The following is a 22,005-nucleotide window of genomic DNA, read 5'->3' on the forward strand; positions in this document are numbered from 1 at the left end:
GCAATTGTCTCAGGGGAGTCTGCGCATATTATTGGTGATGTAACCGGTTACATCGTTGGCGGAATCTAGGCTTGAATTCACCGGGTGTCAAACCGTGCCTGACGAATGTGAACGTTTCGGTGCATGACGCCGTGCGGTAAGCTCGACGGCCGATTTGAATGAAAGAGCGAGGCAGTCTTGTCCAATATCCGCGAAGTGGCACGGCTGGCGGGTGTCTCGGTGGCAACGGTGTCGAGAACATTGACGTCCCCCGAGCGTGTGCTGCCCGATACCCGCGAGCGGGTGATGGCCGCCGTCCAGCAAGCCGGCTATCGACCGAACCTGATGGCGGTGCAGTTTCGCTCGCGCAGAACGGGCAACCTGGTGATTCTGGTCCCGACCATTGCCAACACCTTTTTCGCCAGGGTGATCAGCGGCGCACAGAAAGCCGCGCAGGCCTCCGGCTATCGCTTGCTGTTGTGCGATACCCAGGGCCAGGAATCGCTGGAGCGCCAGTTCGCCCATCTGGTGTACGCCCATCAAGCCGATGGCGTCATTCAGTTGCGTGCCTATGATCCATTCGATGAGTCCGCCGCCGAGCCGGCACTGACGCCGATCGTCAATGCCTGCGAAGTCATCCGGCATGGGCGCCACCCGACGATCAGCCTGGATAACGTTGCGGCGGCCAAAGCCATGACCAAGCACCTGATCGCGCTGGGGCATCAGCGCATCGGGCTGATCAAAGGACCCAAAGGCAGTCCGCTCACCCGGGATCGTCTGGCTGGATACGAAGCGGGCATCCGCGAAGCCGGTCTCGCCCTGGACAATGCGCTCATCTGTCACGGCGACTTCACGCTGGACGCAGGCTACTCGGGGGCGGGGAAACTGCTCGCGCTGAACAACCGACCGACCGCGCTGTTTTGTGAAAATGACGAGATGGCCATCGGCGCGCTCAAGCGCATCAAAGAGATGGGGTTGCGCGTGCCGGAGGATATTTCGCTCGCGGGATTCGACGATATCCCAATGGCCGCGTACTGCGATCCAGCGCTGACGACCATTGCCCAACCCGCCGAAATGTTCGGCGAGAAAGCCGTGGAAATGCTGATCGCGTTGATCGAGAAACGGCCGTTGCCGCAACGGCATGTGGTACTGCCATTCGCATTGACCAAGCGCGACAGCACGGCGCGGGTCGATGAAGGGGGTAGATAAACCTCTGAATTCCCCGCTCAAGTTTCAGCCTCCACCCTGACCTGAAAATTGTCCTGTCTGAGTGGACGGTGAAACGCTTTTCAGCCGATTTATCCCTTTTCGATGCGTCGGTAATCTGTACCCAACTTGAACGCAACAACAAAATTCAAACACTCAATAGGGAAGCAGACCATGACCACTCCAACCTACAACCGCCTCAACAAAGACGACGCTATCGTGCTGCTGGTCGACCACCAGACCGGTCTGATTTCTCTGGTGCAGGACTTCTCGCCGAACGAGTTCAAGAACAACGTGCTGGCCCTGGCCGATCTGGCCAAGTTCTTCGACCTGCCGACCATCCTCACCACCAGTTTCGAACAAGGCCCGAATGGCCCGCTGGTGCCGGAGTTGAAAGAGATGTTCCCGGATGCGCCCTACATCGCCCGTCCAGGTCAGATCAACGCTTGGGACAACGAAGATTTCGTTAAGGCAATCAAGGCTACCGGCCGCAAGCAGATCATCATTGCCGGTGTGGTCACGGATGTCTGTGTAGCGTTCCCGACCTTGTCGGCGCTGGCGGAAGGCTTTGATGTGTTTGTGGTCACTGATGCTTCCGGCACCTTTAACACCACCGTGCAACAGGCAGCGTGGAGCCGCATGACTCAGGCTGGTGCACAGATGATGAACTGGTTCTCGGTGGCGTGTGAGCTGCACCGCGACTGGCGCAACGACATTGAAGGACTGGGTAACCTGCTGTCGCAGCGCATCCCCAACTACCGCAACCTGATGAACAGCTACACGGCGCTGACTGCTCAGCAGAAGTGAGCTGACGCGACTTAAACGAAAGCCTGCCCTGAAAAGCAGGCTTTCAACGTTTGCGTAGCGCCGATTTATTCAGCATTACGCCTGCGCCCACTCATCCCGAAACTGCAGCAGAAAATCGACAAACGCCCGCACCCGTTGCGGCACATACCGGCCATGCGGGTACAGCAAGGTGTACGGTCGCGAGCGCCCGGCGTACGGCTGGAGAACCTCGACAAGGCTGCCGTCGGCCAGTTCTTTTTCGACGATGAATTTGTAGGTCTGAAAGACCCCTGCGCCATGCTTGGCCAGCGTGACGCCGCCGAGGACATCGTCGGAGCAAGAGTAGCCGCCGTCGGAAATCACTTCACGGTCCTCACCGTTTTCCTGAAATAGCCAGGAAATCCGCCGCCCGCTGCTGGGCAGTTCGAACTGTATGCATTCGTGTTGCACCAGGTCTTCCAGCGTCTTCGGTGTGCCAGCCTTTTTCAGGTATTCGGGGGAGGCGACCACCACCAGTTTTGCATCCTCCAGCAGTCGCGCGACCATGGTCGAATCCGGTTGGGCGCGGACGCGGATTGCCAGATCGTAGCCTTCGCCGACGAAGTCGATATTGCGGTTGCCCAAATGGATGTCGACGCTGACGTCGGGATAGAGCGCGCGGAATGTGGGGAGCAGCGGCAGGATGCGGTGATGCCCGTAAGTGGTCGGGAGGCTGATGCGCAACTGACCGGATGGTGACGTCTGTGCGCCCATGACTTCCTGTTGCGCTTCGACCAGTTGGGTCAGGGCCTGGCTGCATTGAAGGAAAAAGTTTCGGCCGGCCTCGGTCAAGCGAATGCTGCGGGTGGTGCGGGCAAACAGGCGTGAACCCAAACGCTTTTCAAGGCGAAGAATCGACCGGCTCACGGCGGCTGGCGTAACCCCTGCGAGTTGGGCAGCGGCGGTGAAACTGCCCGCTTCAGCGGCGAGGCAAAAGAGTTCGATACTGCCTAACTGCAAATCATCAAAGTGGCGCTTCATGTGAGTACACCGGGAATCGACTGATAGTCCATTTTCAGGCTTATCTCATGAAGCGACACCGCCGGTACACACCGGCGGTGCTGCAGGCCGCTATTAATGGCCAGCGCTCTGACCACCGTCGACATGGAGGATTTCGCCGGTGACGAAGTTCGCACTGTCCAGATAAAGGATCGCTTGCACGATGTCATCGATCTCACCCATATGGCCGACCGGGTGCAGGCTGCCGAGGGCGGCGTGGGTCTCTTCGCCGTGCATCGGTGTTTTGATGATGCCGGGCGACACCGCGTTGACCCGAATGCCGCGCTTGGCGTACTCGATGGCCAGCGACTTGGTCGCGGCATTGATGCCACCCTTGGTCAACGAAGCGAGCACCGACGGCACGCCGTCAATCGCGTGATCGACGAGGCTGGTGGTGACGCTGACGATGTGGCCGCTGGCGTTTTTCTCCATCTCGGCGATCGCCAATTGCGAAATATGGAAAAAGCCGCTCATGTTGGTCGCCACCACTTGTGCGTAGTCTTCCTGGCTGTATTCAGTGAACGGCTTGGCGACGAATATCCCGGCGTTATTGACCAGCGTGTCGATACGCCCGAAACGTGCGACGGCTTCGCGAATCACCCGCTCGGCGGTCTGCGGGTCGGCAATGTCACCGGCGACGGCGAGAATGTCCGGGTCAGTGGACGGTTTGATCGAGCGGGAGGTCGCGACAACCTGATAGCCGCGCTCGCGGAAACCCTTGACCAGGCCTGCGCCAATGCCTTGCGAGGCGCCGGTGATTACGACAACTTTGTTGGACGTGCTCATGATGTTTCCTCATGCAATATGGAAGGTTGAAAAACGGATTTCACTGGTCAGGCGTGAGCCGGAAGCTGCGCTGCCTGACGTAACACTTGCTCGTAATAGGCAATGGACTGGGAACCGGGGACGACCTGTCTGTCATCGATCACCATGGCCGGAACCGAGTCGATGCCGCGTTGCTGGTAAAACCGTTCAAGTTCGCGCACGGCCTGGCTGAACTCAGCGTTGGCCAGAACCTCTTGCGCACGCTGACTGTCGAGCCCGACTACGCCTGCCAGCATCACCAGCGTGGCGTGGTCATCCGGGTTCATGCCGTCAGTGAAGTAGGCCTTGAGCAAGGCTTGCTTCAACTCACGCTGACGTCCTTGTGTGGCGGCCCAGAACAGCAGTCGATGGGCATCGAAGGTGTTGTAAAAATGGCTGCGTTTTTCCAGGTCGAAGTGAAAACCGATCTGCTCGCCGCGCTCGATGATCATCGCGTTGCGATCCGCCACTTGCTCAGCGCTGCGCCCGTATTTGCGCATCATGTGCTCGATGGCGTGCTCACCTTCGGCGGGCATGTCCGGATTCAGTTCGAACGGTTTGTAGGTCAACTCCACATCGACTTCGTCTGCCAGATTCTCGATTGCCTGTTCCAGAGCTGTGACGCCTAAGGCGCACCAGGGGCAAACGACATCCGAAACGAAATCGATTTTCACCGCCCGGTTCATGACTGCGAGTCCTTTAACTGTTGGCGATACTCGGTGGTGGTGATGCCGGCATAACCCCAGTTATCGGTGTCGACTTCCTCGATCACGATGTGGGTGAGCTTTGGATCCTTGTGCAGCACCCGCTCCATCGTTTCGGTGATTTCCTTGATGACCTGGGCTTTCTGTTCCCGGGTCACGCCGTCACGGGTGATGCGTACGCTGATGAAAGGCATGTGAGGACTCTCCAATCGCTGGCCCGTCGGGGTGACGGGCGGCTGTTGGAGAGAACTTTAAGAGGCAGGCAGGAATTGATAAATGGGGCTTGAGGTACATCATTTGTGATGTGGTGTATCAAATGAGGGCGCGCGAGTATTTATCCAGTGCACGCGTTTTCTCCGTGCGAAACGCTGGCGCTCAGGTCAGCAGCTCGGCAATCCAGCGTGTCTGTTGTTTGAGGTCTTGCAGCTTTTGCTCTGGCAGGCTTTGTTGCGCATGAGCGAGCTGGCTCAGCGTCTTTTGCTTGTGGTGAAGTTTGTGCTGCCATTTGCGCAGAAACTCGGGGCTGCGGGCCTGCATCTGCAAGGGGCCGAAGTACAGCTCCTTGTCGGTATAGCTCACCGGTTCGGCGCGTTCGGCCACGATGATTTCGTAGTCGAAGCGGTTTTCCCGCAGAAGCTCTTCGCTGAGGATGCGGTAGCCGTTTTCCATCAGCCATTGGCGCAACGGTTGCTCGCCGCCGTTGGGTTGCAGGATCAGACGTTCCTCGCCGCTGAGGTGGGCCTTGCCGCTGTCGAGGATGTCGCGGATGGTTTCACCACCCATGCCGCAGATGCTGATGGCGGTGATGCCGTCGTCAGGTTTGATCGCCGCCAGACCATCGGCCCGGCGTACGCTGATCTGCTGCTGCAGATCATTTTCGCGCACGGTGCGTTCAGCCGCGTGGAACGGCGTCGGCGCGACTTCACCCGCCACGGCGGCGCTGATCAGACCACGGCGCATCAGCGCTACCGGCAGATAACCATGATCCGAGCCGATATCCGCCAGCCGGGCACCGGCAGGCACGTGGGCAGCCACGCGTTCAAGGCGCATGGACAATGTCTGTTCGTTCAACGGCAACCCCTTGATGGCAGGCAAAGGGGTGCGACTCTGGCGAGCAACGCCAGGACTGTCAAATCCCGGCGACGGAATTGAATAGCCGATTGGCCGCGCTGGGCTGCCAATCGGCGTTTGCGCTTAGCCCGCCAACGTGGCGTTGTCGATCACGAAACGATACTTCACGTCTCCCTTGAGCATGCGTTCGTAAGCGTCGTTGATCTGGTCGGCGCGGATCAGTTCGATGTCGGAGACGATGCCGTGCTCGGCGCAGAAGTCGAGCATTTCCTGGGTCTCAGGGATGCCGCCGATCATCGAGCCGGCAATCGTGCGGCGCTTCATGATCAGGTTGAACACGTTCGGCGACGGGTGCGAAGTGGCCGGCGCACCGACCAGGGTCAAGGCACCATCACGCTTGAGCAGCACGAGGAAAGCATCGAGATCGTGCGGCGCCGCAACGGTGTTGAGGATCAGGTCGAAGCTCTTGGCGTGGGCGGCCATTTCTTCGGCATTGCGCGACACCACCACTTCATCGGCGCCCAGCGCTTTCGCCGCTTCGCGTTTGGATTCAGAGGTGGTGAACGCCACCACGTGGGCGCCCAAGGCGTGGGCCAGTTTGATGCCCATGTGACCCAGGCCACCGATGCCGACCACGCCGACTTTCTTGCCGGGACCGGCGTTCCAATGACGCAGTGGCGAGTAGGTGGTGATGCCGGCACACAGCAGCGGTGCGACGGCGGCCAGCTGCGCTTCGGGATGGCGGATGCGCAGCACGTAGCGTTCATGCACAACGATGTTTTGCGAGTAGCCGCCCAGCGTCCAGCCCGGTGCATCCGGGGTCGGGAAGTTGTAGGTGCCGATCATGCCGTCGCAGTAGTTTTCCAGACCGCTTTCGCAGTCATCGCAATGTTTGCAGCTGTCGACGATGCAACCGACGCCTACCAGATCACCTACCTTGAAATCCCCGACATGGGCGCCGACGGCCGAAACGCGACCGACGATTTCGTGCCCCGGTACGCAAGGGAATTGTGTACCGGCCCATTCCGCGCGTACCTGGTGCAGGTCGGAATGGCAGATGCCACAGAACGCGATGTCGATCTGCACATCATGGGCGGCCGGCGCGCGGCGGTTGATCTGCATCGGCTCAAGGGGTTTGTCGCCAGCGTGGGCACCGTAGGCTTGAACAAGCATGGGAACGTCCTCAATCGGTTTGTCGTAAGGCATTGTTCCTGTTCCAGCGCTGCGGGCAGTAGCGCATTCCTGTGCAATCCTTGCCTGATCCTGTGCATCGTTGTGACATTGTGCGGACAGACGTTTGTGGCGTTTGCAGGTAATCTCGCGGTCCACTGACGACAACAAAATCAAAACAGGAGTCATTGATGCAACCAATCCGTCTCGGTCTGGTGGGCTACGGCAAGATTGCCCAGGATCAACACGTCCCGGCGATCCTCGCCAATCCCGCGTTCCAGCTAGTCTCCGTCGCTACCCAAGGCAAGCCTTGCGCAGGCGTGGAAAACTTCCAATCCTTAAGTGAATTGCTGGAAAACGGCCCGGTGGTGGATGCGATTGCCTTCTGCACGCCGCCGCAAGGACGCTTCGCCCTCGTGCAGCAAGCGCTGGCCGCCGGCAAACACGTGCTGGTGGAGAAGCCACCCTGCGCCACATTGGGCGAAGCGCTGGCCTTGGTCGATCAGGCCGCTGAGCAGGGCGTCAGTGCTTTGTTTGCCTGGCACTCACGCTACGCCCCCGGCATCGAAGCCGCACGCGACTGGCTTGCCTCTCGCACGTTGCAAAGCGTGCAGATCGACTGGAAAGAAGACGTGCGCAAATGGCATCCTGGCCAGGCCTGGATCTGGCAACCCGGCGGCCTTGGTGTTTTCGATCCGGGCATCAACGCCTTGTCGATCGTCACTCATTTGCTCAAGTTGCCGCTGTTTGTCGAATCGGCCGAACTGCGTGTGCCGAACAACTGCCAATCGCCGATTGCGGCGTCGATCAAAATGGCTGATGCGCATCAACTCGATGTGCGTGCCGAATTTGATTTCGACCATGGGCATGATGAGCTGTGGAGCATTGAGGTTCGTTGCGCTGAAGGTGTGTTGCGTCTGGATAACGGCGGTGCGGTATTGAGCATCGACGGTGTGCGCCAGAGCGTGTCGGAGGAGGGTGAGTACGCGGCGGTGTATCGGCACTTTCAGCAGTTGATTGGCGACAAGGCCAGCGATCTGGATGTGCAGCCTTTGCGCTTGGTGGCGGACAGTTTCTTTGTCGGCAGCCGAGTGTCGGTTGAGGCGTTTTACGATTAGCGTCCGGCTGGCCCGGCACGGTTATTTTAGTCGCCAAGCGAAAGCCTGCCCTTAACGGCAGGCTTTTTTCGTTGAAGCACCGTTCGTCCAGTGCCCGGCACTTGCGCTGTGCCATTGCCTCTCACGTTTAAGCGCGGATATCCCGCGTACAAGAGCGGAGAAGCAAGCATGGACATCGATGAAAATGCACCGGGCAACCGGTCACAGCAAGACGTGACACGGACGACGGACAATGAGACGGGGCATGATCCGAAACGCAACCCGCCCGAGGTTCCGTTGCCCGCCGATGAAGAGTCGCCGGTCGATGAAGACATGACGGATGTGGCGGCCAACAACTCGGTGTCGAGCGAGCATCCTGAGTCGCAATGACCGGATTGAATCAGTGTGGGGGACAGGCCATGAGCACACCATTCAAGGTCGGCGACGCGGTTCACTGGAACAGCGAGGCCGGCGAGATTCGCGGCAAGGTTGTCAAGGTGCACACCCGGGATGTCGAGTTCATGGGCCGCCATCGGCCTGCTTCAAAGGACGAGCCACAGTACGAAGTCAAAAGTGACAAGACCGGGCATCTGGCGATGCACCACGGCGCGGCGCTTCATCCCGCGAAGTGACCGGTCTAGTGCGACGAAACGAACTCGGAAGGCGTTGTCGGCGGCGGCAAGGAGTACGTTGCCTTCATCCATTCAACCTCCGCCTGGGGCGTGCGGCCGAAAAACCGTTTGAACTCGCGACTGAATTGCGAGGCGCTTTCATAACCGACGTCGAACGCTGCCGCCGATGCGCTCATGGCTTGGCGCAGCATCAGCAGCCGCGCCTGATGCAGGCGTGTCGACTTCAGGTATTGCATTGGCGAGGTATCGGTCACGCTGCGAAAGTGCAGGTGAAAACTCGGTACGCTCATGCTCGCTTCGCGGGCTAATTGCTCGACGTCGAGGCGCTGCTGATAACAGCTGTGAATCTTGCGGATCGCCCGGCTCACCTTGCCGAAATGCCCGCGACGATGCAGCGCGGCACGCATTGATCCACCTTGCTCGCCCGTCAGAATGCGGTAGTAGATCTCACGCACCAGCGCCGGCCCGAGAATTTGCGCTTCACCGGCGACGCTCATCGCCTCGAGAAAACGCAAGGTCGTGGTGCGCAGCGCGTCGTCCATCGGCGAGGCGTACATGCCCTTCGGCTCAGCATTGCTGACGCCATGCACCTCATCGACTTGCAACATCAACTCGCTGGCCAATTGAAAGTCCAGGTGCATGTAAATCGCGAGCATCGGCTCGGCTGCCGTGGCGTCGGTCTCCATGGTGAAGGGGATGGGCACGGACACCACCAGATAATGCTGCGCGTCATAGACGTAAGTGTCCTTACCCAGATAACCGCGCTTGCGACCCTGACAGAGGATGACAATGCCCGGATCGTACAACACCGGAGTGCGGGTCAGTGGGCGATTCGAACGCAGGAAGCGCACGTCATCGAGCGCGCTGAGGTTGTAGCCTTCGACCGGCGCGAGGACTTCCATCAGTTGCACCATGCGCGCGGTGCTGTCATTGGCCTGCGACATTGCTTTCTCTCTCAGTGATCGGTGGAGCAGCTCAGCGCTTGCCATTGATCAATCTCGTCGAGCGCCTGTTGCAGCCGGACACGCACCAGTCCCATCGCATCACTGCCTAGTAACAAATGGGCGGGAGGCTCGGGACAATCGATGATCTGCAGCATCGCTTGCGCTGCCTTTTGCGGGTCGCCAAGCTGCTTGCCGCTTTTTGCTTCCCGGGCTTGGCGTATCGGGTCGAAACTGGCGTCGTAGTCGGCAATGCTGCGCGCGGTGCGTTGCATCGAACGGCCGGCCCAGTCGGTGCGAAACGAGCCGGGCGCCACCGCCGTGACGAAGACGTTGAAGGGCCGCAGCTCTTTGCTCAGGGTATCGGAGATCCCTTCAAGCGCAAATTTGCTGCCGCAGTAATAGGCGATGCCGGGCATCGTGATGGTGCCACCCATGGAGGTGATGTTGAGGATGTGGCCGGCGCGACGCTGGCGCAAGTAGGGCAGGAAGGCCTTGGTCACGGCGACCGCGCCGAACACATTGACGTCGAACTGACGACGCATGTCCTCCAGCGGCGACTCTTCAAAAATGCCTTCGTGACCGTAACCGGCATTGTTGACCAGCACATCGACCGGGCCGTGCCTGGCTTCCACTTGAGCGACAACGCTTTCGATCCGCTCAAAATCAGTGACGTCCAGCAGCACGCCGTAAGCGTTCTCCGGGGACAGCGCCTGAAAGTTTTTCAGGTCGGTTTGATTGCGCACAGTACCGATCACGCGGTGGCCGTTGGCAATGGCTTCCTTGGCCAGTGCATGGCCAAAACCGCTGCTGACGCCGGTGATGAACAGGGTTTTGCTTGGTTTCATGACGGGCTCCAATGACTCGGGTGTGACGTCATGGTAGCCACCACACAAGCGGTAACCTATGCCGGTTTGTCTTGGAGCCTTGCCTGTTCCTATCAGGCGTTCGTGATGTTCAGAAAAAAACGGTGGCAACGCCGCAAAGCACGCTCACCGTCGATCTTGCTGTTCTGTGGCCATCAGAAACGTGCCAGTCGATAGGGCGCGCCACTTGGCAAAGCCGTTGTCGGGATTGCATCTGCGCCCGCCATCCGCACCACCATCTCCGCCGTCACCGCCGCCTGCGTCAGCCCCAGATGCTGATGCCCGAACGCAAGCAACACCTTGCCCTCACAGACCTGATCAATCACCGGCAATGAATCGGGTAACGATGGTCGAAAACCCATCCACGGCGTCGCCGCTTCAGCATTCAAATCCTTGCGAAACAAGCCCTGACTCAACCGGTGCAACTGCCACGCGCGCTGCATGCTCGGTGGTTTTTCCAGGCCGGCGAATTCAACTGTGCCGGCCAGGCGCAGCCCTGCGGACATCGGCGTCATGATGAACTTGCGCTCCAGCGAGGTGACGGGGAAGGGCAGTCGGTCGTGTTCCTGCGGAAGCATCAGGTGATAACCGCGCTCGGTGTCCAGCGGTACTTTTTTGCCGGTGAGGGCGGCGGTGAGCTTCGCCGAATGTGCGCCGCAGGCAATCAGCACGCGGCTGGCAGTCAGAGCGCCGTTGCTGGTGATCAGCTCCACACCGTGTGCCTGCACGTGGCCGCCCTGAACCTGTTGCTGTACAAAACTCACGCCACAAGCCTTGGCCGCTTCGACCAGTTCACAGACCACGCGATAGGGATCGATGAAATGCCCGGTGCACGGGAAGAACAAGCCGCCCTGAATCTGTTCGCTGAGTTGCGGTGCGGTGTCGCGTATGGCGCCGGTCTGCCAGTAATCGACCGGCACCTGCTGCTGATGCAGTCGTGTCTGTAATGCCTGGATGGCCTGACGCGACTCGGCACGTTCGAACACCAGCAACGAGCCGTCGATCTTCAACAATTCCGGCCGCTGGATGTCGGCAAGCAGGCGCTGCCAGGCCTGCAGACTGCTTTCATTCAACGCGCGCAAGCCTGCCACGGTGTTCTGAAATGGCGCCGGGCGCAGATTCAGCAACAACCGGGTAAACCACGGCAAGGCGCGCGGCAGGTATTTCCAGTCCAGGCGCAATGGCCCCATCGGGTCCATCAGCATCGCCGGCAGGCGCTTGAGGATGGAGGCATCGGCAATCGGGAATACCTGCTCGGTCGCCAGATGCCCGGCATTGCCGAACGAAGCGCCGTGGCCGGGTTGCTGCGAATCGATGACCACCACGCGCAATCCTTGGCGTGCCAGACGCAGTGCGCAGGCGACGCCGATGATGCCGGCGCCGACCACCGCGATGTCGTGGGAGACGTTATTCGCCATAGTGCTGCGCTTCCCTGTGCCCATCCACCAAACGCCGCAATTGCAGCGGATTGGCCTGTTTCAGTGCGGTCGGCAACAAGCTTTCCGGAAAGTCCTGATAGCAGACCGGGCGCAGGAATCGCAGGATCGCTGCGGTCCCCACGGAGGTGGTGCGCGCATCAGAGGTGGCCGGGAACGGTCCGCCATGCACCATTGCGTCACACACCTCGACGCCGGTGGGCCAGCCATTGACCAGCAAGCGACCGGCCTTGCGCTCCAGCGTCGGCAGCAATGCACGGGCCTGTTCCAGGTCTTGGTCATCCAGATGCAATGTTGCGGTCAACTGGCCCTCCAGATGTTCGCTGACCTGGCGGATTTCAGCCTCACTGCTGCATTGCACGATCAGCGCCGCTGCACCGAAGGCTTCGGCTTGCAGGCTCTGATCGGTGAGGAAATCGGCAGCCTCAGCCACGAATACACGGGCCTGACATTGGTTCACGCCATTGCCGGCCTGACCGATACCGGTGATGCGTGCAGCGGCATTTTCGGCCAGCGCATTCACGGCTGACTCGTAGGCACTGAAAATGCCGGGTGTCAGCATCGTCTGCGCCGGGCTGTGCTGAATGATCTCGGCAGTGGCGGCGATGAACCTGTCCAGCGCTGCTCCCTTCAAGGCAATCACCAAGCCCGGATTGGTGCAGAACTGGCCTGCGCCCAATGTCAGCGAAGCCACAAACCCTTCAGCCAACGCCTTCGCTCGGTTGTCCAGCGCCGCTGGAAACAGCAGCACCGGATTGATCGAACTCATTTCCGCGTACACCGGAATCGGTTCGGGCCGCGCTTGCGCCGCTTGAATCAACGCCAGACCGCCGCTGCGCGAACCGGTGAAACCTACCGCTTTGATCCGTGGATCTGTGACCAGCGCAATGCCCACTTCGCGGCCGGAGCCGTACAGCAACGAGAACACGCCTTCCGGCAAGCCACAGGCTTTTACTGCCCGAGCGACCGCGCGGCCAACCAGTTCGCTGGTGCCGGGATGCGCACTGTGCGCCTTGACGACCACCGGGCAACCGGCGGCCAGTGCCGATGCGGTATCACCGCCCGCCACTGAAAACGCCAGCGGGAAGTTGCTCGCGCCAAACACCGCGACCGGCCCCAGCGCAATCTGCCGCTGACGCAGATCGGCGCGCGGCAGCGGTTGACGTTGCGGCTGTGCGCTATCGACGCGCACATCCAGCCATTCACCGGCGCGAACCGTGCGGGCGAACACTCGCAGTTGTTGGCAAGTACGCCCGCGTTCACCGAGCAGGCGTGCGCGTGGCAGGCCGGTTTCGGCGTGGGCACGGTCGATCAGTTGATCGCCGAGACCTTCGATTTCTACGGCAATGCTTTCCAGGAAGTCAGCGCGGACATTCAGAGTTGTCTCGCGATAATCATCGAACGCTGCCCAGGCCAGCGCGCAGGCTTGTTCGACGTGCTCGGCCGACCCACCGGCGTATGCCGGTTCCAGCGTTTGATTGGTGGCCGGATCGATCCCGCGAATGGCGATGCGATTGCCGGCAATCCAGCGCTGCCCGATCAGCATGTGGCCCGTCAGAGTCATGGTGTCTTCCTGATAAAAAAGAGGGAGGCCTGCCGCGAATCACAAGGCTTCGCGGCAGGTGAGGGGCGCGTCAGGCGAAGTTCTGTTCCGCCGACCAGTTCTCGTACCAGTGACGGAACAGCGAATACTGCTTCTCGGCATACCGACGTTGCGAATCGCTCAGTGCATCGGTTTCATTGAAGTGCAGGGTGTATTCCTTGTCACCGTTGAGCACCATCAGGTGTTTGTAATACAGCACCAGATCGCAGCCTTCATCGAACGACGACAACACCGCCAGCGCCGATTCCAGCTCCCGCGCCTGACGCCGGGCCTTGGCATCGCCCTTGGCCGCTTGCTTGCTCAGGGCAACCAGTTGCAGTACCTCGCGCGGCAGGGCGTTGCCGATACCGGTGATCGCGCCGGTGGCGTTGCAGTTGACGAAACCGTGCACCACTTGCGTATCGACGCCGACCATCAAGGTCACGTCATCGTCCTTGGAGGTGATGTTTTCCGCGGCGTAACGCAGGTCGGCGCCACCGCCGAATTCCTTGAAGCCGATCAGGTTCGGGTACTCGCGGCGCAGTTCGAAGAACAGATCGGCACGGGTGGCAAAGCCGTAGTAAGGGCTGTTGTAGATCACCGCCGGCAGATTCGGCGCGGCTTGCAGAATCGCGGCGAAATGGGCCTTTTGCGCCGTGACCGAAGCACCACGGGACAGCACACGGGGAATCACCATCAAGCCCTGTGCGCCGACTTTTGCGGCGTGCGCCGCGTGTGAAACCGCTTCCCGGGAATTCACCGCGCCAGTGCCGACGATCGTCGGGATACCCGCCGCAACCAGACGTGCCACGCCTTCCTGACGCTCGGCTTCGGTCAGCAACGGCCAGTCACCCATCGAGCCGCAATACACCACCGCGCTCATGCCGATATCGATCAGCTCGCGACCCTTGGCCACCAAGGCGTCGAAGTCCGGTTTGCGCTGGGCGGTGCACGGGGTCATCAGGGCCGGCATGCAACCGGTGAAGATGTTGTCGCTCATTGTTTTAACTCCTTGGCACATCGTTCAAATTGAGGTGAAAAGTCAGCGTGGCGACTCAGATGCCCCACGCGAACGGGTCTTCTGCGTCGATCAGCAAGGTGCTGTCGGCGGTCATGTAAGCGCGACCGGTGATGTACGGGCGGATGCGTTCGCCTTGCCATTCGAAGCGACCTTCGAACTGGCTGCCGGTGATGCTCGCCTGCACCCAGGTCGCGCCGGGTTGCAGCTTGTCGTCAGCGGCCAGACAGGCGAGTTTGGCGCTGGTGCCGGTGCCGCAGGGGGAACGGTCGTAGGCTTTGCCGGGGCACATGACGAAGTTGCGGCTGTCGGCCTGATCGTCATCGGCGAACAGTTCGATGTGATCGATCACCGCGCCGTCTTCGCCGTAAATGCCTTGGTCTTCGAGGGCTTTGAGCATGGCCCAGGTGTAGGCAGTGAGGTGTTCGACGTTGTCCATCGTCAGCGTCTGGCCGTGTTCGGAAACGAGGAAGAACCAGTTGCCGCCGTAAGCGATGTCGCCAAAAACGCGGCCGAAGCCCGGTACATCCACCGGTACCTGTTTGCGATGGCGGTAGGCGGGCACGTTGCCCAATGTCACCGAGCCGTCGTCATGCAACGTGGCGCTGACCGGGCCGACCGGGGTGTCGATTTTGTGCACGCCCGGTTCGATTTTTCCCAGGTACTGCAACGAATTGATCAGGCCGATGGTGCCGTGGCCGCACATGCCGAGGTAGCCAGCGTTGTTGAAGAAGATCACCCCGCAAGTGGCATCGGACGAGACCGGCTCGCAATACAAAGCGCCCACCAGCACATCGTTGCCGCGCGGTTCCAGCAGACAGGCGCGGCGCCATTGATCATGTTGTGCGCGCAGCGCATCGCGTTTCTCGACCATGGTGTTGCCGGGCAGAGCGGGGAAGCCGTTCATCACCAGGCGCGTCGGTTCGCCGCCGGTGTGGGAATCAATCACGTGTACTTGTTTCATGAACATGTCCCTTTGGATGATTTCAGTAGGCGCCGGCAGGGCGCGCAGACACGGTCGAGGCAGGGGCGGCAACTTCGCTTTCCTCTTCATCCTCTTCCAGTCGCAGCAGATGCGCCGGTACGCCTGTCGCCGCACCCCAGTAGTAAATGCCGGTGGCACAGGCCGCGACGACAAGGGTGTCGAACGGATGGGCGAGGATGCCGAGGCCGCCGAAGGTGCCAAGTTTCGAAAGCACGATGGTGACCGCGTAAAAGGCGATCAGCCACGCCGAGGAGCGCACCTGACGCGCCAGATTCAAGTGGGCGGTCGGCACAAAGCGGCCGCACAGCAGATACACCACGAACATCAGGATTTGCAGGCCGAGTAGCCACGACACGGTGTTCCAGCCCGACCAGTAGACGATCAGCGCGGCGATGATGAACGACACCGGCCCGAGCACGCCCATGCACTTGACCCGGAACGGCCGTGGCATGTCTGGCGCATTGCGGCGCAGTGCGGCGACGGACACGGGGGCCACGGCGTAACTCAATACCAGCGCGGCGGAGACGACGTTGATCAGCGCTTCCCACGATGGGAACGGCAAGGTCCAGAACACCGACAGGGCAAAGGTCAGCCACAGCGCCGGACGCGGGATGCCGGACTTTTCATCGATGTGCGTGAAAACTTTGAAGAAGGTGCCGGTCTGCGCCCAGCCGTAGATCACCCGCGGAGTAGCGTTCATGTAGATGTTGCCGCAGCCGCTCGGCGAGATCACCGCATCGGCGACCACCAGATACGCCAGCCAGCCGACGCCCAGTGCCAGGGCAATATCGCGATAGGGCAGGGCAAATTCCTTGCTGATTCCGGCCCAGCCGTTGGCGAGCATTTCTGTGGGGATGCTGCCGAGAAAGGCCATTTGCAGCAGCACGTAAATCAATGTCGACAGCAGCACCGAAAGGATCAGCGCGATGGGAATGGTGCGCTGCGGATTCTTCACCTCACTGGCCACCGAGATGATTGGTGTCAGCCCCAGATAGGCGAAGATGATACCGCCCGCCGACACAGCCATCTCCACACCGGACAGGCCGAACGGAGCAAAGCCTTGCACCTCGAAGTTGGCCGGTTTGAAGAAAGTAAACAGCACGCCAATCACCAGCAACGGCACGATGAACTTGAACACGCTGACCAGATTGTTGGCCTTGGCGAAGGTTTTCACGCTGCGGTAGTTGAGCAGGAAGAACACGCAGAGCAGACCGAACTGCACCAGCCAGCCGAGAATCGTCGGATCACCGGTGCCAGCCTTGGTCAGGCCAGGAAACCACGCCGCTGCGTATTGGCGTGAGGCAACCACTTCGATCGCTACCAGACTGGAAAACGCGATCAGCGTGATGAAGCCCATCAAGTAGCCGAGCAGCGGCCCGTGGGAGTACACCGGGTAACGCACCACGCCGCCGGCACGCGGCAGGGCAGCGCCAAGTTCGCAATAGACGATGCCCAGCAATAACACGGCGAAGCCGCCCAGCAGCCAGGACAAAATCCCCGCCGGCCCGGCAATGGCGGACACATGACTGGCCGCGAACAACCAGCCGGAACCGAAGATCGCCCCCAGCCCGATAAATGTGAGGTCGATCAGTGATAGCTGTTTTTTGAACTTGCCTTGGCCTGACATGGCATCGCCTTCTTGTGAGTTATTGGATAGGCAGTTGTGTCACTGGGACGGCCAGACTTTGAACTCATCGACCTCGTGGCGATTGATGTTTTTTGCAGGCTTCGATGACGAAATCAGCACAATGGCGCCGATGAAACACGCCTCTCGACACGCCTTCAACGATGCTGCAATCTGCACCGAGGGGCGCATCGCGGGTGCTTCGCCCATCCGCATCACGAGGGGATTGTTTGATGCAGCAGGCGTTTTCGATCCTGGCTCAAGGCATGGATGGCCAGCGGCCGCAGACTCTGGAGGAGCTGTTGACGGGCGCGGCGCTGCTGTTGCCGATGCTCGATGTGATCCCCAACGCGGCGATATTCATCAAGGATGTGCAGGCCCGTTACGTCCTCGCCAATCGCACACTGGTGCAGCGTTGTGGCTTGAAGGATTTGCGTCCGTTACTGGGCAAGACCAGCGCGCAAGTGTTTCCGGCGCAACTCGGGCCGGGCTACACCGAGCAGGATCGCAAGGTACTGGAGGAGGGCTTTGTGCTGGAGGATCAGCTCGAACTGCATCTTTACGGCAGTCGCGAACCAGGCTGGTGTCTGACGCACAAACAACCGTTGTACAACCGTGACGGGGTAATCATTGGTCTGGTGGGAATCTCGGTAGACCTGCAATCGGCCAGCGAAACCCATCCGGCATTCGAGCGGCTCGCGGCTGTCGATGAGCACATTCGCGCGAATTTCAATCGGCGCGTGACCCTCGGTGAACTGACCCGCATCGCCGATATCTCCGTGGCGCAACTGGAGCGTTACTGCAAACGGGTGTTCCACCTGACGCCACGGCAGATGATCCAGAAAGTACGCCTGGAGCACGCGCACCGGTTGCTGCATACCGAGCTGCCGATTACCGAGGTTGCCTTGCAATGTGGTTACACCGATCACAGCGCTTTTACCCGCCAGTTCAAGGCGTCTACCGGGTTTACTCCGCGTGAGTATCGACAGGCGACCTCACCCTGATGAAAGGGCTATGAAGATCAAAAGATCGCAGCCTGCGCCAGCTCCTACAGTAAATGTGTTGTCAAGCCAGGACGGTCAGCCATGCCGACAGCAGCAGCAACAATGCCAGTGCCGCGTTCATCAGCTTGAACGCGTTCGGCGATCCCATCAAACGAGCGCTACCCACACCCAGCAACGCCCAGAACGTCATGCACGGCAGGGACACCAGCAGAAACGCCAGTGACAACACCATCAACCGCAAGGTCTTGTCACCCCCGCCGACAAACACGCTGACCACCGCCACGGCCATCATCCACACCTTGGGGTTGACCAGTTGCAGCATGGCGGCGCTCATTACGCTGAAGCCTTCTTCCCGCGTATCAGCCGGGTCCAGCGATGGTGGCGCGCTGCGAAAGATCTGCCACGCCAGCCAGCTCAACCAGAACACGCCGCCCCACGCCATGGCTTGCTGCACGCGTGGGTAGCGCAGCAAGGTTTCACCGGCACCGAGGCCGACCACCAGCACGATCAGCGCCGCTGCCGCGCAGGCACCGAAAATGATCGGTAGCGTGGCGAGCAAGCCTTGGCGTGAACTGTGGCTCAACACCAGAATGTTGGTTGGCCCCGGTGTGATCGAAGCAACGAAAGCAAACAGCAGAAAAGGCAGCAATGACGCCATGATCGGGATTCCCTGAAATCAACACAGGTATCCATCATCGCCAGGTGACGGGCGTCAGTCTGGAAGGTTTGAGCAGCGCTTGCGGTAATCCGCCGGCGTCAGTTGATAGGCGCGCCGGAACCAGCGGCCGAGGTGACTTTGATCAGCAAAACCGAGCACGCTGGCCACCTGCGCCGGCGTTTCACCGCGCGCCAGCATCTGCCGCGCCTTGGCCAGGCGCAACTGGATCAGGTACGCGTGCGGCGCCAGGCCAAACGCTGACTTGAAGGCGCGGCTGAGACGAAAACGGTCCACCCCGCAAACCCGTGCGAGATCATCGAGTCCGACATCTTCATAGGTATGCGCGTGCAGATAGTCGCGAGCCAGTTGCGCCACCAACGGCAGCCGCGGATCGAAATTCTGGCGCTTGCGCCAGTCGAGATGGTGCGTGAGCGAGCTCAGCAGAGCGTCGATGGCGGTCTGCCGAACGATGCGCAGATCACCGTCATGCAGCGCATGGAAGGCTTGGCTGATCGCTTTGGCCAGACGCGGGTCCTGGCTCAGCGTGTCGGCAAAACCGGGCTGGCCGTCGGACGGTGCGTCTTCGAACAGCGCATGCATTTCACGCTCAAGCCACTGCGGATCGAGGTAGAGCATCGAATAGGTAAAACCTTCCTCGGTCGGCGCTTGCCCATCGTGAATCTCCCCCGGCTCCAGCAGGAACACGTTGCCCGGTGTACTGCGATGGCGTATGCGGCGGCAATTGAATTGCTGCACACCTTGCTCGGTGACGCCGACGAGGAAACTGTCATGCCAGTGCGGATCGTAGGCATGCCCCTGAAAATGAGCGCGAATCGACTCAATCCCGGTGTCGACATCCTGGGACAGCTCGATCCAGTTGCGTTTATCCACGAAGGCTCCAGTGTTCGCCATGAAAAGGTGCGGCCCCATAAAATACCGCGCAATGGTCATCGACGTTTAGAAGATTTGTGCAGGTGAGGGGGCTAGACTCTGTAGGTCACAACCCCTTTGGCGGCAGGTGAAATACGATGCTCAACCGATGCACGCTCTGGGGCATGCTTACCCTGATCGGTCTCAGCCTGACGCTTAACGCAGGTTGCTCCAGCCGGAAACACTATCCACCGTCCGGTGTTGGCGATGCCTGCTACGCCAAAGCCTTGCCGTCAATCGGCGAGGGCGGTCTGGCTTGGGGTTCCAGCCTGAACATGGCCCGGCAGAAGTCGCTGAACAACTGTATTCGTTATGCCGGACGCTCCGGGGGCACGCCGGACACCTGCCAGGTGGTGTTGGCCAAGTGCCGATAGCTGTTTGTTGATGGCAGAGGGGGTCGCCCAGTACCTGAGCGATTACGGTCCCACCTGCGCGCGGGGACTGTGATCTGTACTTCGTCGGCGGGTGCAGTGAAAAGTCAGACGAAAAAAAACCGCCTTTGCGGGGCGGTTTTTTTTGTAAACCCTGGTTTGCGACCGAGGTTTGTTGCTTCACTAGCCGAACTGACGTGTGAGGATAGTATGAGCCTTTGTGCCACCTTGCAACGGCAAGAGCCTTTTTTGAACGATTTTTTTCAAGTCTTTTTATTCATATAAACAGACAGAAATAACAATTTACAAAAGCACTAAATCTCTCTGCATGAGACCCTTTGATTGAGGGTTATGATGCAGGCGCTCATATGTTGGTTCGGCGTTGAGGTCTGGCTGGAAACTTAACAGTTTCATTCCCTTTGACACGGTTTTGCACCCGTGCCGGATGATGGCTCAAAGGGTTTTCAACCGGCCGCCTCACTAGTCGAACTGACATTCAGGCTGAAAGCAAGCATGATCCGGTAAGCTTGCTGGAGGATTGGCCCCCAGCCCTGGAGGCCAAAACGTATGAAGCTGTTGCTGCGTACGCTGAGCCTTGTATGGAGATTGTTTAAGGCGTTTCGCTTTTACGAGTTCCTGCGAGACCATTTTGACGACCTGAAGTAACGGCCGTTGAGGTGGGAAAAGCCCGTTTCGGTTTCGACTGGAACGGGCTTTTTTTGGTTAAGGATAGCTGTCAAAAGTAATAATTAATTTATTTGTCGCTTTATTGCGTAGGACATTTCTCGGATACGTGTAGGTGCGGGTCCGATTGGACGTTACGTCATCCCAAGGATTGCCCGAATCCATCAACACCTGCGGTTTTCATGTCGACCTAAGGTAATGCGAAAAAGATATTGGCTACGCTTTTTTAAGATCGTTTAGTTTCGTCTCAACCACGAATCAAAACGCATCAAACCGATAGACCCCGATTGCCATGACGGCACACGCTGAATCGATCACAGGTTCTTCAGGTTTGATTCACACGGGAGTGAATCATGCCGCATACCCTCAACATCACCACATTACCGACGCTGGACCTGTCGCTGTTTGAAGGCACGGCGCAGCAGCGTTACGAATTTCTGGAAGACCTGCGCCATGCCGCCCGCGACGTCGGGTTCTTCTACCTGACCGGCCACGGCATCGACAGCGAATTGCTCAAGCAGGTGCAAGCCCATGCCCGGCAGTTTTTCGCCTTGCCCGACAGCGAGAAAACCGCCGTCGGCATGATCAACTCACCGCACTTTCGCGGGTACAACCGTGCCGCTTCGGAGATCACCCGTGGGCAGCCCGATCTGCGTGAACAGTTTGACCTGGGCGCCGAGCGCGAGGCGCTGCCCTTGCTAGCGGACAGCCCGTTCTGGGCGCGGCTGCAAGGCCCCAACCAATGGCCGGCGGCATTGCCGGAACTGAAACCTCTGTTGTTCGAGTGGCAGGAGGCGATGACACGGATGTCGTTGCGCCTGCTGCGTGCGTTCGCTCAGGCGCTGTCGCTGCGCGCCGATGCGTTTGATCAGCTGTACGGCGACAAACCCAATGAACACATCAAACTGATGCGCTATCCCGGCCAGTCGAGCGAGTCGAGCCACCAAGGCGTCGGCGCGCACAAGGACTCCGGTTTCCTCAGCTTCCTGCTGCAAGACCAGCAGGCCGGTCTGCAAGTCGAAATCGAAGAGGGGCGCTGGATTGACGCCTTGCCGCGTGAAAACACCCTGGTGGTGAACATCGGCGAACTGCTGGAACTGGCCAGCAACGGTTATTTGCGTGCCACGGTGCACCGGGTCGTGTCGCCGCCCGAGGGCAGTGAACGCTTGTCTGTCGCGTTCTTTCTCGGCGCGCAACTGGATGCCGTGGTGCCGCTGTATCCGCTGCCCACCGCACTGTTGCGCGAGGCGCGCGGGCCGGCGAGTGATCCGCTCAATCCACTGTTTCGCGATGTCGGCCGGAACTACCTCAAGGGTCGCTTGCGCTCGCATCCGGATGTCGCACAACGCTTCTACGCCGATGCGCTGCTGCCGCCACCAGCGGTTCGTCAATCCGCCTGACTCACCACTCGCTCAAGGA

23 protein-coding genes are annotated in these 22,005 nt (G+C 59.9%); 8 read left to right on the forward strand and 15 right to left on the reverse strand.

Annotated elements, in window-relative coordinates:
- Window positions 1-177: 177 nt before the first annotated feature.
- Together ACM6IV_RS07145 and ycaC are read left to right on the forward strand one after the other, a co-directional pair.
- The gene (locus ACM6IV_RS07145) at window positions 178-1,188 is read left to right on the forward strand and encodes a LacI family DNA-binding transcriptional regulator (RefSeq protein WP_414869330.1); all 1,011 of its coding nucleotides are present in this window, start codon (window positions 178-180) and stop codon (window positions 1,186-1,188) included.
- A gap of 171 nt (window positions 1,189-1,359) precedes the next feature.
- Window positions 1,360-1,992 (forward strand): isochorismate family cysteine hydrolase YcaC, encoded by a 633-nt coding sequence (ycaC, locus tag ACM6IV_RS07150; protein WP_394506975.1) that lies wholly within the window; start codon window positions 1,360-1,362, stop codon window positions 1,990-1,992.
- Window positions 1,993-2,067: 75 nt separating this feature from the next.
- On the opposite strand, the gene ACM6IV_RS07155 is transcribed toward ycaC, so the two are convergent.
- The 6 genes from ACM6IV_RS07155 to ACM6IV_RS07180 form a co-directional block, all read right to left on the reverse strand.
- A complete protein-coding gene (locus ACM6IV_RS07155) occupies window positions 2,068-2,991 on the reverse strand; it encodes a LysR family transcriptional regulator (protein ID WP_414869331.1) in 924 nt (307 codons plus the stop codon).
- Window positions 2,992-3,084: 93 nt separating this feature from the next.
- Window positions 3,085-3,795: an SDR family NAD(P)-dependent oxidoreductase gene (locus tag ACM6IV_RS07160; RefSeq protein WP_414869332.1), complete on the reverse strand. Its 711-nt coding sequence runs from the start codon at window positions 3,793-3,795 to the stop codon at window positions 3,085-3,087.
- A 47-nt stretch (window positions 3,796-3,842) separates the two neighbouring features.
- Complete coding sequence (locus tag ACM6IV_RS07165; protein ID WP_414869333.1) at window positions 3,843-4,499, reverse strand: DsbA family oxidoreductase; 657 nt, start codon at window positions 4,497-4,499, stop codon at window positions 3,843-3,845.
- Window positions 4,496-4,711, reverse strand: a complete 216-nt coding sequence (locus ACM6IV_RS07170; protein ID WP_414869334.1) for a tautomerase family protein — start codon at window positions 4,709-4,711, stop codon at window positions 4,496-4,498. The genes ACM6IV_RS07165 and ACM6IV_RS07170 overlap by 4 nt, the downstream gene beginning before the upstream one ends.
- A gap of 181 nt (window positions 4,712-4,892) precedes the next feature.
- A complete protein-coding gene (locus ACM6IV_RS07175; RefSeq protein WP_414869335.1) occupies window positions 4,893-5,588 on the reverse strand; it encodes a tRNA (adenine(22)-N(1))-methyltransferase in 696 nt (231 codons plus the stop codon).
- Window positions 5,589-5,711: 123 nt separating this feature from the next.
- Window positions 5,712-6,761: an NAD(P)-dependent alcohol dehydrogenase gene (locus ACM6IV_RS07180; protein ID WP_414869336.1), complete on the reverse strand. Its 1,050-nt coding sequence runs from the start codon at window positions 6,759-6,761 to the stop codon at window positions 5,712-5,714.
- Window positions 6,762-6,949: 188 nt separating this feature from the next.
- On the opposite strand from ACM6IV_RS07180, the gene ACM6IV_RS07185 reads away from it, so the two are divergent.
- The 3 genes from ACM6IV_RS07185 (at window position 6,950) to ACM6IV_RS07195 (ending at window position 8,487) form a co-directional block, all read left to right on the forward strand.
- Window positions 6,950-7,876: a Gfo/Idh/MocA family protein gene (locus ACM6IV_RS07185; RefSeq protein ID WP_414869337.1), complete on the forward strand. Its 927-nt coding sequence runs from the start codon at window positions 6,950-6,952 to the stop codon at window positions 7,874-7,876.
- Between the two features lie 168 nt (window positions 7,877-8,044).
- Window positions 8,045-8,245 (forward strand): hypothetical protein, encoded by a 201-nt coding sequence (locus ACM6IV_RS07190; protein WP_102899126.1) that lies wholly within the window; start codon window positions 8,045-8,047, stop codon window positions 8,243-8,245.
- A gap of 29 nt (window positions 8,246-8,274) precedes the next feature.
- Entirely contained in the window at window positions 8,275-8,487 is a 213-nt protein-coding gene (locus tag ACM6IV_RS07195) for a DUF2945 domain-containing protein (RefSeq protein ID WP_095111899.1), read from the forward strand.
- Between the two features lie 5 nt (window positions 8,488-8,492).
- Here ACM6IV_RS07195 and ACM6IV_RS07200 read toward each other — a convergent pair whose 3' ends face one another.
- The 7 genes from ACM6IV_RS07200 to ACM6IV_RS07230 all read right to left on the reverse strand — a co-directional run bounded on the left by ACM6IV_RS07200 (window position 8,493) and on the right by ACM6IV_RS07230 (window position 16,942).
- On the reverse strand, window positions 8,493-9,431 hold the full coding sequence (locus tag ACM6IV_RS07200; protein ID WP_414869338.1) for an AraC family transcriptional regulator N-terminal domain-containing protein: 939 nt from the start codon (window positions 9,429-9,431) through the stop codon (window positions 8,493-8,495).
- Window positions 9,432-9,442: 11 nt separating this feature from the next.
- Window positions 9,443-10,276, reverse strand: a complete 834-nt coding sequence (locus tag ACM6IV_RS07205; protein WP_414869339.1) for an oxidoreductase — start codon at window positions 10,274-10,276, stop codon at window positions 9,443-9,445.
- Window positions 10,277-10,449: 173 nt separating this feature from the next.
- The gene (locus ACM6IV_RS07210; protein WP_414869340.1) at window positions 10,450-11,712 is read right to left on the reverse strand and encodes an NAD(P)/FAD-dependent oxidoreductase; all 1,263 of its coding nucleotides are present in this window, start codon (window positions 11,710-11,712) and stop codon (window positions 10,450-10,452) included.
- Window positions 11,702-13,294: an aldehyde dehydrogenase (NADP(+)) gene (locus ACM6IV_RS07215; RefSeq protein WP_414869341.1), complete on the reverse strand. Its 1,593-nt coding sequence runs from the start codon at window positions 13,292-13,294 to the stop codon at window positions 11,702-11,704. The genes ACM6IV_RS07210 and ACM6IV_RS07215 overlap by 11 nt, the downstream gene beginning before the upstream one ends.
- A 70-nt stretch (window positions 13,295-13,364) precedes the next feature.
- Window positions 13,365-14,312 carry a dihydrodipicolinate synthase family protein gene (locus tag ACM6IV_RS07220; RefSeq protein WP_007916052.1) on the reverse strand — a complete coding sequence of 316 codons (948 nt, stop codon included), beginning with the start codon at window positions 14,310-14,312 and terminating at the stop codon, window positions 13,365-13,367.
- Window positions 14,313-14,367: 55 nt separating this feature from the next.
- Entirely contained in the window at window positions 14,368-15,294 is a 927-nt protein-coding gene (locus ACM6IV_RS07225; protein WP_414869342.1) for a 4-hydroxyproline epimerase, read from the reverse strand.
- Window positions 15,295-15,316: 22 nt separating this feature from the next.
- A complete protein-coding gene (locus tag ACM6IV_RS07230) occupies window positions 15,317-16,942 on the reverse strand; it encodes an APC family permease (protein WP_414869343.1) in 1,626 nt (541 codons plus the stop codon).
- A 230-nt stretch (window positions 16,943-17,172) separates the two neighbouring features.
- Here ACM6IV_RS07230 and ACM6IV_RS07235 point away from each other — a divergent pair, with 230 nt between their 5' ends.
- Complete coding sequence (locus tag ACM6IV_RS07235; RefSeq protein ID WP_414869344.1) at window positions 17,173-17,943, forward strand: helix-turn-helix domain-containing protein; 771 nt, start codon at window positions 17,173-17,175, stop codon at window positions 17,941-17,943.
- Between the two features lie 61 nt (window positions 17,944-18,004).
- On the opposite strand, the gene ACM6IV_RS07240 is transcribed toward ACM6IV_RS07235, so the two are convergent.
- Together ACM6IV_RS07240 and ACM6IV_RS07245 are read right to left on the reverse strand one after the other, a co-directional pair.
- Window positions 18,005-18,601 (reverse strand): LysE family translocator, encoded by a 597-nt coding sequence (locus ACM6IV_RS07240; protein ID WP_414869345.1) that lies wholly within the window; start codon window positions 18,599-18,601, stop codon window positions 18,005-18,007.
- Between the two features lie 54 nt (window positions 18,602-18,655).
- Complete coding sequence (locus ACM6IV_RS07245) at window positions 18,656-19,492, reverse strand: AraC family transcriptional regulator (protein WP_414869346.1); 837 nt, start codon at window positions 19,490-19,492, stop codon at window positions 18,656-18,658.
- A 137-nt stretch (window positions 19,493-19,629) separates the two neighbouring features.
- Between ACM6IV_RS07245 and ACM6IV_RS07250 the strand changes: the two genes are divergently transcribed.
- Window positions 19,630-19,905 (forward strand): hypothetical protein, encoded by a 276-nt coding sequence (locus tag ACM6IV_RS07250; protein WP_414869347.1) that lies wholly within the window; start codon window positions 19,630-19,632, stop codon window positions 19,903-19,905.
- A gap of 1,034 nt (window positions 19,906-20,939) precedes the next feature.
- The gene (locus ACM6IV_RS07255; protein WP_414869348.1) at window positions 20,940-21,986 is read left to right on the forward strand and encodes an isopenicillin N synthase family dioxygenase; all 1,047 of its coding nucleotides are present in this window, start codon (window positions 20,940-20,942) and stop codon (window positions 21,984-21,986) included.
- Window positions 21,987-22,005 lie beyond the last annotated feature (19 nt).

It is taken from the genome of Pseudomonas sp. IT-347P, from assembly GCF_949768005.1.
Lineage (GTDB): Bacteria > Pseudomonadota > Gammaproteobacteria > Pseudomonadales > Pseudomonadaceae > Aquipseudomonas.

Coding starts and splice junctions, on each gene's coding strand:
- ycaC (WP_394506975.1), top strand. CDS start 1,360: ATGACCACTCCAACCTACAACCGCCTCAACAAAGACGACGCTATCGTG.
- ACM6IV_RS07155 (WP_414869331.1), bottom strand. CDS start 2,991: ATGAAGCGCCACTTTGATGATTTGCAGTTAGGCAGTATCGAACTCTTT.
- ACM6IV_RS07160 (WP_414869332.1), bottom strand. CDS start 3,795: ATGAGCACGTCCAACAAAGTTGTCGTAATCACCGGCGCCTCGCAAGGC.
- ACM6IV_RS07165 (WP_414869333.1), bottom strand. CDS start 4,499: ATGAACCGGGCGGTGAAAATCGATTTCGTTTCGGATGTCGTTTGCCCC.
- ACM6IV_RS07170 (WP_414869334.1), bottom strand. CDS start 4,711: ATGCCTTTCATCAGCGTACGCATCACCCGTGACGGCGTGACCCGGGAA.
- ACM6IV_RS07180 (WP_414869336.1), bottom strand. CDS start 6,761: ATGCTTGTTCAAGCCTACGGTGCCCACGCTGGCGACAAACCCCTTGAG.
- ACM6IV_RS07185 (WP_414869337.1), top strand. CDS start 6,950: ATGCAACCAATCCGTCTCGGTCTGGTGGGCTACGGCAAGATTGCCCAG.
- ACM6IV_RS07190 (WP_102899126.1), top strand. CDS start 8,045: ATGGACATCGATGAAAATGCACCGGGCAACCGGTCACAGCAAGACGTG.
- ACM6IV_RS07195 (WP_095111899.1), top strand. CDS start 8,275: ATGAGCACACCATTCAAGGTCGGCGACGCGGTTCACTGGAACAGCGAG.
- ACM6IV_RS07200 (WP_414869338.1), bottom strand. CDS start 9,431: ATGTCGCAGGCCAATGACAGCACCGCGCGCATGGTGCAACTGATGGAA.
- ACM6IV_RS07205 (WP_414869339.1), bottom strand. CDS start 10,276: ATGAAACCAAGCAAAACCCTGTTCATCACCGGCGTCAGCAGCGGTTTT.
- ACM6IV_RS07210 (WP_414869340.1), bottom strand. CDS start 11,712: ATGGCGAATAACGTCTCCCACGACATCGCGGTGGTCGGCGCCGGCATC.
- ACM6IV_RS07215 (WP_414869341.1), bottom strand. CDS start 13,294: ATGACTCTGACGGGCCACATGCTGATCGGGCAGCGCTGGATTGCCGGC.
- ACM6IV_RS07220 (WP_007916052.1), bottom strand. CDS start 14,312: ATGAGCGACAACATCTTCACCGGTTGCATGCCGGCCCTGATGACCCCG.
- ACM6IV_RS07225 (WP_414869342.1), bottom strand. CDS start 15,294: ATGAAACAAGTACACGTGATTGATTCCCACACCGGCGGCGAACCGACG.
- ACM6IV_RS07230 (WP_414869343.1), bottom strand. CDS start 16,942: ATGTCAGGCCAAGGCAAGTTCAAAAAACAGCTATCACTGATCGACCTC.
- ACM6IV_RS07235 (WP_414869344.1), top strand. CDS start 17,173: ATGCAGCAGGCGTTTTCGATCCTGGCTCAAGGCATGGATGGCCAGCGG.
- ACM6IV_RS07240 (WP_414869345.1), bottom strand. CDS start 18,601: ATGGCGTCATTGCTGCCTTTTCTGCTGTTTGCTTTCGTTGCTTCGATC.
- ACM6IV_RS07250 (WP_414869347.1), top strand. CDS start 19,630: ATGCTCAACCGATGCACGCTCTGGGGCATGCTTACCCTGATCGGTCTC.
- ACM6IV_RS07255 (WP_414869348.1), top strand. CDS start 20,940: ATGCCGCATACCCTCAACATCACCACATTACCGACGCTGGACCTGTCG.